11 protein-coding genes and 3 pseudogenes are annotated in these 9,991 nt (G+C 43.1%); 11 read left to right on the top strand and 3 right to left on the bottom strand.

Going from position 1 to position 9,991, the window contains the following annotated elements; translation table 11 throughout:
• The 7 genes and pseudogenes from SORDD27_RS09845 to SORDD27_RS08435 all read left to right on the top strand — a co-directional run.
• Window positions 1-574, top strand: a 574-nt coding sequence (locus tag SORDD27_RS09845; RefSeq protein WP_081103412.1) for a VOC family protein, incomplete at its 5' end; no start/stop codon positions are given.
• 312 nt (window positions 575-886) lie between these two features.
• On the top strand, window positions 887-1,459 hold the full coding sequence (locus tag SORDD27_RS08460; RefSeq protein WP_061428530.1) for a hypothetical protein: 573 nt from the start codon (window positions 887-889) through the stop codon (window positions 1,457-1,459).
• 1 nt (window position 1,460) lies between these two features.
• Window positions 1,461-2,129, top strand: coding sequence for a hypothetical protein (locus SORDD27_RS08455; protein WP_061428528.1), 669 nt, complete (start codon window positions 1,461-1,463; stop codon window positions 2,127-2,129).
• Window positions 2,130-2,244: 115 nt separating this feature from the next.
• A complete protein-coding gene (locus SORDD27_RS08450; RefSeq protein ID WP_061428526.1) occupies window positions 2,245-2,916 on the top strand; it encodes a hypothetical protein in 672 nt (223 codons plus the stop codon).
• A gap of 2 nt (window positions 2,917-2,918) precedes the next feature.
• Window positions 2,919-3,581: a hypothetical protein gene (locus SORDD27_RS08445; RefSeq protein ID WP_196755634.1), complete on the top strand. Its 663-nt coding sequence runs from the start codon at window positions 2,919-2,921 to the stop codon at window positions 3,579-3,581.
• Between the two features lie 76 nt (window positions 3,582-3,657).
• Window positions 3,658-4,216, top strand: a pseudogene (locus tag SORDD27_RS08440) (DUF3592 domain-containing protein).
• A 199-nt stretch (window positions 4,217-4,415) separates the two neighbouring features.
• Entirely contained in the window at window positions 4,416-4,673 is a 258-nt protein-coding gene (locus SORDD27_RS08435) for a metal-sensitive transcriptional regulator (protein WP_000185160.1), read from the top strand.
• 223 nt (window positions 4,674-4,896) lie between these two features.
• Here SORDD27_RS08435 and SORDD27_RS08430 read toward each other — a convergent pair whose 3' ends face one another.
• From SORDD27_RS08430 to SORDD27_RS08420, 3 genes and pseudogenes are all read right to left on the bottom strand, one after another.
• Complete coding sequence (locus tag SORDD27_RS08430; protein ID WP_061428521.1) at window positions 4,897-5,193, bottom strand: rhodanese-like domain-containing protein; 297 nt, start codon at window positions 5,191-5,193, stop codon at window positions 4,897-4,899.
• A pseudogene (locus tag SORDD27_RS08425) lies at window positions 5,168-5,536 on the bottom strand (rhodanese-like domain-containing protein); the annotation flags it as partial. The gene SORDD27_RS08430 and the pseudogene SORDD27_RS08425, both read right to left, overlap by 26 nt.
• A 9-nt stretch (window positions 5,537-5,545) precedes the next feature.
• Complete coding sequence (locus SORDD27_RS08420; RefSeq protein ID WP_061428518.1) at window positions 5,546-5,851, bottom strand: rhodanese-like domain-containing protein; 306 nt, start codon at window positions 5,849-5,851, stop codon at window positions 5,546-5,548.
• Window positions 5,852-6,026: 175 nt separating this feature from the next.
• Between SORDD27_RS08420 and SORDD27_RS08415 the strand changes: the two genes are divergently transcribed.
• The 4 genes and pseudogenes from SORDD27_RS08415 to SORDD27_RS08400 all read left to right on the top strand — a co-directional run.
• Complete coding sequence (locus SORDD27_RS08415; protein WP_061428516.1) at window positions 6,027-6,590, top strand: sugar O-acetyltransferase; 564 nt, start codon at window positions 6,027-6,029, stop codon at window positions 6,588-6,590.
• 275 nt (window positions 6,591-6,865) lie between these two features.
• A complete protein-coding gene (locus tag SORDD27_RS08410; RefSeq protein WP_061428514.1) occupies window positions 6,866-8,101 on the top strand; it encodes a carbohydrate-binding domain-containing protein in 1,236 nt (411 codons plus the stop codon).
• 125 nt (window positions 8,102-8,226) lie between these two features.
• Window positions 8,227-8,991, top strand: a complete 765-nt coding sequence (locus tag SORDD27_RS08405; RefSeq protein WP_061428512.1) for a nucleoside phosphorylase — start codon at window positions 8,227-8,229, stop codon at window positions 8,989-8,991.
• Window positions 8,992-9,024: 33 nt separating this feature from the next.
• Window positions 9,025-9,991 (top strand): annotated as a pseudogene (locus SORDD27_RS08400) (potassium transporter TrkG); the annotation flags it as partial.

The raw sequence follows: 9,991 nt of genomic DNA, 5'->3' as shown, positions 1-9,991 counted from the left end.
CGGATTCCTCGTGGTCGGGGGTGCAGATCATGGATACAGTGAAGCCCTTTATCTAGAGGATTTGGAAGGAAATGGCATTGAACTCTACCGTGATAAGCCAGTGTCTTCATGGGATATTCGAGAAGACGGCCGCATTATCGGTGTGACCGAAGCCCTTGCGGCACAGGACATCTATGAGTTAGGAGAAAAGGTGGATCCCTTTATCCTAGCTGAAGGGACGAGAATGGGGCATATCCATCTATCGGTTAAGGATAGTCACGCAGCAAGTCAGTTCTATCAAAAGGTGTTAGGGCTAGAAGATAAATTTAGCATTCCTAGTGCTAGTTGGATAGCGGCTGGTCAGTACCATCACCACCTGGCTGTCAACGAATGGGCTGGAAAAGGGCTGGCTCCGCGTGAGCAAGGCTTGCCAGGCTTGGCCTATTATGTCCTTGAGGTAGAAAGCAAGGAAGAACTCTTGAACATCGTTAAGCAAGCACAAGAGCTAGAAGCACCGATCAAGTGGTTAAATTTGAGTGAGTTGGATCTTGTAGATCCAGATGGGATTGTGACTCGCATTCGCTTGGCACGATGAAACGAGGAAAACACATTATTTATTTTAGAGACATAGAAAAAGGCGGACAAGCTCGTATTCTGTTTTTAGAATGCGGACTTGTTCGCTTTTTTATGGAATGACGAAGCCTTTCTTGTCTTTAGCAATGGTATCTGCCGGGGATATTTTCCCTTTTCTGGGGGTTCATGCTATAATACTAATAAACTTTTCTTTCTCTAGGAAGGCAAATGCCCAAAATCAGCTAGAATGCTGGCAATCGTTGTCACGATGCTTTTAAGAGAAAGTAGGACTCTGTTTGAACATCCGTATTGAGTTTAGGAGACGGGAAATAAGATGGACACAAGTGTAAAAAATTTAATCAGTATGGGGCCTCTGGAGGACTATTTTATCTATTATGATCTGAAGAATCAAGTATTCTACAGTGTAAAACAAGGCATGAATTATTCAGCCATTGCAGCCCCTATTGCAATCTATTTCTTCCAACGGTTGTCAAAGTTGCTCAACCAAACCTTTGGAGATGTCTCATCCCCTTTTAATCAAATCTTCTTTATCTTGATGTCTCTGTTTTTAATTTTCGGGACCATTCTCCTTGCCAAATCTACCCGACGCAACATGAAGACAGATAGATTTAGAAAAGTCCGGCTCACAAAAGCCAATATCAAAACACTTAGGAGAAAATCTAGATGGACCGTCCTAGTTGAGATTTTTTGTTTTCTCATGATTCTGTTTTCCATCTATCGCTATTTTACCTACTCCGATTTTCAATTTTTGATTATTTATATGTTAGGGATATTTTCCCTTGTTTATATGGTCTATGAATTTCAGATGAAAACGCGCAAACGACTGTTCAAAGAGCTGATGGAGGCATTACAGGACGATAGCCGAGGAAAAGAGGGAGAAATGTAAGATGAGAAAAATCATTTATATAGGACAAGGAAACCAGCAATCCGTCTACTATAACACAAGGACGAGAGAGGCTTTAGCGACAGAATCTAGCGCCTCGTCAGAAACCGACGGTGCCATCAGTTCAAAGAAATCCAAGTGGCCTTGGGTTGTCTTCTTTGTTTTCTTGCTAGTTACTATTATCGGTATTTGGATTCGTTCCTTGCTAGCGCCCTTTAGATTGAGTGAGTGGATGGCACCTATCCATCTAGCCGCAATCCTTTTCGTTTTTATCGGAAGTGTTTATGGATTTGAAAAACTGTTCTACAGTGGGGCTAAGTCGCTTGTCCCAGCAAGTGAAGAGCAGTTTAAAGAAGCAGTTGAAAGTAGTAAATTTTGGAAAAAATCTCCGGATAAGGAACCAACAGTCGATAAAATCATCTTGTATCTATTTGTTATCCTCGTTCTTCTATTTGTTTTTGTTATTGTTGTGTTCTTTGCCATACCTGGGACCTTCCTTCCCTACTATGAACATGAATGGTTTGAGCCGTCCATGTTCATGGTGCCAATCGGAGCAACGATCGTCCCAATTAGTGTCGTACTGCTCTTATTTCAAAACAACCCTATCCGCTGGCTCTTAGCCGTACGAAAATACAAGCAGGGAAAAGTGATATTTAGGGAGAAGAAGAACTAGAAACACGAGAGAAACGCTATTACCATTAACAGTGGTTGGTGATGTTTTATCAACAACCTATGATAAAATTGAAGTTTCTGATTATAGTGATTGGTGGAAACTGTGGTGATTTTATATGAGAAAAATAATTTTTATTGGACAGAGCGGTAATAAGGCCGTTTACTATAATACGCGAACGAGAGAAGCTCTTGTAGCAGATAAGAGTGCCTTGTTAAATACAGAAGGGGCTAGGAAGACCAATAGGGTTATCATTCCTTTGATGTTTGCTTTTGTTTTTTTTGGCATTATTGGAGGATTAGTAGCTATACCTGCATTTTCAGGTTTTCGATATAGCAGCTGGATGGTCCCGCCGTATATCGCTGCCCAGTTCTTTGTCTGCTTTGGATTTATATGGATGATGGAAGAGGCCTTGTATAAAGAGGTGAAACAGGTTCAAGGGGCAAGTTCTCAACAGTTTGCGAAAGCCGTTTATTCAAATCTGCTTTGGGAAAATTTTAGTGAGAAAAAAGCGACGTTTGGGAAGATGTTTATTTTTATGATTGTCATGTTATTAGTTTTTATGACTACTATAGTAATATTTGTTGCTACTATCCCAAGTATTATTGACTCATTCAATAAGCAAGAGACATTTGATATACAAATCTTTTTCTCGCTTTTAGCAGGCCTCTTTCCAGCTGTTTCTTATTTGTTATTATTCCAAAACAACCCTATCCGCTGGCTCTTAGCTGTGCGGAAGTATGAGCAGGGGAAAGTGATATTTAGGGAAGAAATAGAAAAGAGGGAATGATAATGTCACAAGAGAGATATTTGCAGATCAAAAAAGAGCATCAAGTTCGTAAGTTTGTGGGGCGTTTCCTCTTCATCCTTCTCGCTATCCTCGATGTTCTACTGGTATCAAGTCATTCCAATTATGTCCCGCTTATAACGGTGGCTATGGTAACGATTGTGCCTTTTAATCATTTTCTACTTGGTCCTCTTAGGAGACAGAAAAAAGCCATAGAAAAAGAGCATCCAGAATGGAAAATACTCAGTACAAAGGGAGTAAAGGTTCCCTCGGCTGAAGCTAATAAAAGAACTTTTGCTGGCATTGGGATCTTGATGGCCTTGCTGCTGTCTTTTGGGCTATTCTATAAACCTGTGAAACAGCCGAACGTCCAAGTAAACAAGCCGCCTAAGGTTGATTCTAAAACGCCTGAAACGTCCAAGCCTTCTGAGTCTGAGTCGTCCAGCTCTTCTAAGACCAAAGAATCCAGTTCCCCAGAGTCGAAATCCTCGTCTTCGACTGAACAAAGTTCTAAATCCGAAAGTTCAGGAACAAAACCGTCAAAAAGCGAATCCAATAATCCTTATTACCAGATTCCAGGACTTACTGACGAACAGGTGAGAGATATCATATCAAAATCGGTGAAAGATTTGAGAGAAAAACAGTCAAAAGAAAAATCCGAAGAGTAGACTCGAGGACATCGATGTCCTTTCTGGATGAGTTAGTTTTAAGATTTTACTGTATAAAATAACAGGAGGAGTTCATATGAATAAAGAAGTGATTGGTTTGATAGTTGGGACAATCGTCATCTTCCTATCTTTTGTATTTGTGTGTGGGACCTTTCTTTTCCTCTATCTTCGAGATCAGAAGTTGGTCCGCCTTGCCAAGTCATCCGTACAGGGAACGGTTATCGGCTATAGCCGTTTTCGTGAGGGGTATCCACCTATCGTCGAATACACGGTGGATGGGATTTCTTATAAGAAAACTTTGCAGTATTTTATGTTTAAAACGGTCACAATTCCGTGGGGGACTACTAAATTTTTAAAGGACTATACAAGAGAAGATATGCTGGCACCTTCGATCACTCGCTACAGCAACTCCTTTGTTTCTTTCAAACGCTTGATGCAGACCCCATTTCCCCCTTCATTCGGAGCTGACAGTCTGGTATGATCCAGACAAGCCGACCAGGGCCTATGTCGAACGTTACAGCGGAATGGACAAGTTTTACAAGTGGTTTGGTATCGGATTTGGGCTGGCTCTAGTTATAGTCTATGGGATAGTGATCCTAGCCTTTTTGTCCAATTTGTCCAAGATATACGCATAAAGGTCAGTTGGTTGAAAGGAAACGTGACTTCCCATCGAGCTTCAAGGAGGACAGAGTTTCTTTTCCATTTCCATGCTTATCAATCTTTTCTATCTGATACAGAGGAGAGGTTGCCTCCTACAAATACAGACAGGAAGTGAATTTTGACAAAGCCCCTTATTCGAGATATAATGAAGAAAAAGTGACCAAGGATAAATTAATGACAAACTCAAAGTATATAACACGCCTGAAACGTTCAGAGGGTCAGTTGCGTGGGATTCAAAAGATGATTGAAGAAGATCGTGACTGCGCAGATATTGTTACGCAGTTGACAGCAGTGAAATCTAGCGTTGAGCGCGTGATTGAGATGATCATTACTGAAAATCTCACAGGCTGTATCAACCAACCACTAGACGACCCCGAGGCTCAAAAGGAACGCCTAGAAAAGGCCATCCGATACCTGATTAAACGGAAATAAACTAATTTGCTATTGATAAACAATGCAGACAAAGGTATTTAAGTTTGTTCCGACAAAAAAATCATGTTGGACAAACGGCTGAGTTTCCCCAATACCAATGAGAAGACCTCTTTTTAGATACCATCAATGTGCTTCGTTTTTTAGAAGTGACGAACTACGAGCCCTATATCAGTGGGTTGCAGAAATGAAAAAAACCGATTAAGGAACTTAATCGGTTTTTTCATTATTCTACTTGACCGGGCCAAGCATTCATACCACCTTCTACATTGATAACGGTGAGGCCTTGGGCGCTTAGAAATTCACAAGCAGATGCGGAGCGTACTCCACCTTGACAGATGATATGGTATTCCTGGTCAGGCTTGAGTTCTTTGTAACCTTGCTCCAAGGTACTTAACGGAAGATTTTTGGCACCTGGTGCATGTCCTGCTTGGAATTCATGCACTTCACGTACATCGATAAGGTTTAGATTTTCATTTAGATATTTTTCATAAAAGTCAGCCATGCTGATACTCGTTTCCATATTTGACTCCTTCTGGATTAGACATTTTATATTGTGAATAAGCGCTATCAGGGTTTTGGACGGTAAATCCTGCTTGTTTGAGGATACGCTCTGCGATATAGCTGCGCAAACCACTGTGGCAGCTAACGATGTAGGCTTGGTTCTTGTTCAGTTCGTCCAAGCGTTCCCGTAGTTCGTTTAGGGGGATGTGGATGGTGTCAACCTTAAGTCGACCACTTTGGAATTCGCCACTGGTCCGCACGTCAAGGAATTTCTTTCCTTTGGCCAGTTCGTCTTCGAGCTGGTACCATTGAACGTTGTCGCTGAGACCTTCGATAAGGTTCAAGGCTGCGTAGCCAATTATTTTATGCTTCTAGATGACCTTGCCTGTCCAAGCGCTCATACCGCCTCGGACATTGATGACATCGTAGCCTTTTTTCTTTAGCTTCTTCGCAGCTAGTTTGCTTCGCACACCAGAATGACAAATGACATAAAGTGTTTCTTTTGTTGCTGGTGTATAGGAACCAATTTCAGTTAGAGGGACATTCTTGGCATTTTTAATATGACCTCTACGGAATTCCATAGGCGTCCGAACATCCAGTAGCTGAATCGGTTCTCTGAGTTTAGCTTCTAATTCGTTGGTAGAAATACTGTCAATTTTTGTAAATAAGTGAAACATAGGCACCTCCTAACATACCCTTATGGGGTATATTAAACCATGAAGTCAAGCTTTTGTCAAGCAAGTTGTTTTGACTTGGGATGGGATTGGTTTTGAGAGTTTAGAAAGCAGGCTATTCTTGACCTTTCAAAGGCTTTTTGATATGATGGGTCCAAATTAAGTGTGAGGTGATAAGATGACTAGCGAATACCAGAAAATGATAGCAGGGGAGCCCTATCATCCGTTTGATCCCGAGTTGCGGACCTTGGCTCAGACAGCACGTCAGAAGCAGGCGGATTTCAACCAGGAGTTAGATCCCTTGAAAGGGGCGGAGATTATCAAGACTTGGTTTGGTTCAACTGGGGAAAATCTCTATGTCAATCCACGCCTGGTGGTCGATTATGGAGTCAATATCCATCTAGGGGAAAATTTTTATTCTAATTGGAATTTGACCATGCTGGATGTTTGTCCGATTCGCATCGGGAACAACGCCATGCTTGGCCCCAACTGTCAGTTTTTAACCCCACTCCATCCACTGGATCCGGATGAACGCAATTCAGGGGTCGAATACGGCAAGCCCATCACCATCGGTGACAATTTCTGGGCTGGAGGTGGCGTCATTGTCCTTCCTGGAGTGACACTAGGAAATAATGTCGTTGCTGGAGCAGGAGCCGTGATTACCAAGTCCTTTGGAGACAATGTCGTCCTAGCTGGCAATCCTGCGCGTGTTATCAAGGAAATCCCAGTAAAAGAAAACTAAAAAGAACAGCTTGGGCTGTTCTTTTTATAATCTTTATCTTAGTCTTATAGATTTTTCTTTTTTGGCTTTTTGGGTTAGAGTGACATCGCACTTGGGGATGTTGCTTTTAAAAACTATTAAATGCATTTTAGTACTCTCAAATTGTTTCTAGTAGCCTTTTCAAAAGAATACTGAGCGAAACTGAATTTAAGGAAACTTTCAGAAAAGTTTTAGTTTCGTTTCAGAAATCTTCTGTAGACTGTCTAGCTATATCATACGAAGGAGAGGAAAAAGGTATGAAATCAAAAAAATGGGCCCTACTCGTAACGAGTTTAACGGCAATGGTGCTGATGGCAGCATGTGCCCAGTCAACAACTACATCTAATACCAATGCAACGACAAATAGTGCCACAACAACTGCAACAAAGACAAACCAATCATCCTATTTTACAGAGAAGGACAATGATACTTCTTATGATGAAAGCACAGCTTCTAAGATTGAGCTATCTGGCTCATCTGCAAACGTCTCTGGAGATGGGGTGACAGTCTCTGAATCAACAGTGACCATCACAAAATCTGGGACCTATGTGATTTCAGGTCAGTCTGACGGAGTGCAGATCAAGATCGAGGCAGATAAGTCTGCAGATGTTCATCTAGTCCTAAAAGGTGCGACCATGACCAATACCAATGCAGCGATATCTGCGACATCAGCTGGTCATGTCTACTTGACTCTAGCAGAGGGAACTACCAACAGTCTCTCTGACTCAAGCTCTAACAGCGATGAAAAGGCTGACGCAGCTCTCTTTTCTAAGGTGGATTTGACCATTAACGGGAAAGGAACTCTCAATGTAGATGGCAAGAAGAACAATGGTATCAAGGCCAATGACACTCTCCACATCACGGGTGGAATCTATAACATCACAGCAGTTGGCGATGCCTTTAATGTCAATGATGAACTCAACATCACTGGTACGACCATGACTATCGATGCCAAGGAAGATGGCGTAAAGGTGGACAATGACGAGGATACTTCAGTCGGAACCATGTACCTATCCAACAACAACATCACCGTCACAGCAGGAGATGATGGCATCCACGCTTCTGGAGACCTGGTTATCGATAGTGGTACCTACACCGTCAAGAATTCGGCAGAAGGACTTGAAGGTAAGTCAATCACTATCAACGGTGGGGACATTAGCATCTATTCGACAGATGATGGAGTCAACGCAGCTAATAAAAACGCCCAACAGAGTGAAATCTTCTTCACCATGAACGGTGGGAACCTGACAGTAGAAGTCGGTCAAGGAGATACAGATCCAATCGACTCGAACGGCAATATCACAGTCACAGGTGGAACCATTAAAATGACTGGTCAAACAGGTTTTGACTTTGATGGAACTGCGATCTACACAGGTGGAGATATCTATCTCAACGGTGAAAAACAAACGGAAATTGTCAACTCTATGCCTGGTGGCGGAGGACCAAATGGAGGCCCTCAAGGCGAAGGTCCAGCCCCTGGCGGACAAGGATAAGCAAAATTCTCCTTTCTCGAGAGAGAAGGGAGATTTTTGTGTTCTTACTAGAGGAAATGTAAAGGTAACTCCTTGACACTCCGTCAGTTTTTGATACAATAGTACAAAATTAGAGGAGGTGGGCTATGATTCAGAAGCATGCGATTCCCATTTTAGAGTTTGATGACAATCCTCAAGCGGTCCTTATGCCAACACATGAGGGGTTAGACTTGAAGTTGCCAAAGAGGTGTATCTATGCATTTTTGGAGGAGGAGATTGACCGTTATGCTCAGGAAGTAGGGGCGGACTGTGTTGGTGAGTTCGTTTCTGCCACCAAGACTTATCCAGTCTATGTCATCAACTACAAGGACGAGGAGATTTGTCTGGCCCAGGCGCCCGTGGGTTCTGCCCCAGCGGCCCAGTTTATGGATTGGTTGATTGGCTATGGTGTGGAGCAAATCATTTCCACTGGTACTTGTGGAGTCCTAGCTGATATAGAGGAAAATGCCTTTCTCGTCCCTGTTCGCGCTCTGCGAGATGAGGGAACCAGCTACCACTATGTAGCGCCTTCTCGTTATATGGAGATGCAGATTGAGACTATCTCTGCCATTGAGCAAGTCTTGGAACAAAGAGGCATTCCTTACGAGGAGGTCATGACCTGGACGACAGATGGTTTTTATCGAGAGACGGCTGAAAAAGTTGCCTATCGCAAGGAAGAAGGCTGTGCAGTTGTGGAGATGGAGTGCTCGGCTCTTGCGGCAGTAGCCCAACTACGTGGGGTTGTCTGGGGAGAACTGCTTTTTACCGCAGATTCCTTGGCAGATCTGGACAACTACGACAGTCGTGACTGGGGCTCAGAAGCTTTTGATAAGGCACTCGAACTCTGTCTTGCCATTGTGCACCACATGTGAGTGCTCTTACTGTTTTTATGGTAGAATGTAGTTATGTTATTCAAATCTTTTTTGGAAAAAATCAAGACGATACTGGGACGCTTGTCGCCAGCCCGTCGCATCTTTTTAAGTTTTGCTCTGGTTATCCTCCTAGGCTCACTCCTTTTAAGCCTTCCCTTTGTGCAAGCAGCAACGTCACAAGCGACCTACTTTGACCATCTCTTTACGACTGTGTCCATGGTCTGTGTGACAGGGCTCTTCACCCTGCCAGTGGCCTCCACTTACAATATCTGGGGTCAGTTGATCTGTATGATCTTGATCCAGATCGGTGGTTTAGGCCTTATGACCTTTATCGGAATCTTTTATATCCAAGGCAAGCAAAAGCTCAGTCTTCGTGGTCGTGAGACTATTCAAGAAAGTTTTAGTTATGGGGAAACCCAGTCTCTAAAGGACTTTATCCGCTCGATCTTTCTGACGACTTTTCTGGTGGAAGGACTCGGTGCCTTTCTCTTGAGTTTCCGCTTTATTCCTGAATTTGGCTGGGGACGAGGGATTTTAACCTCTATCTTTTTGGCTATTTCAGCCTTCTGCAATGCTGGATTTGATAATTTTGGAAGTACGAGTTTGGTAGCCTTTCAAACGGACCCCTTGATCAATCTAGTGATTGCTGGATTGATTATCACGGGTGGGCTAGGATTTATGGTCTGGTTTGACCTAGCGACCCAGTTTGGGAAAAAGAAAAAACGCCACCTGCGTTTCCATACCAAGCTGGTTCTCTTTTTAACGGCGGGAATTTTACTCTTTGGAACCGTATCGACTTTGTTAATCGAGTGGAATAATCCTGGGACGATTGGAAATCTCAGCGCTCCAGAGAAACTGCTGGTTAGCTTTTTCCAGACCGTCAGCATGAGAACGGCAGGCTTTGCTTCCATTGACTACACCCAGGCTCGACCAGTTACCTTACTGATCTACATCTTGCAGATGTTTCTGGGAGGGGCGACCTGGAGGGACAGCAGGGGGC

The sequence above is a fragment of the Streptococcus oralis genome (assembly GCF_001579025.1).
Classification (GTDB): Bacteria; Bacillota; Bacilli; order Lactobacillales; family Streptococcaceae; genus Streptococcus; species Streptococcus oralis_X.
This window is presented reverse-complemented; position numbering and strand designations above follow the sequence as displayed.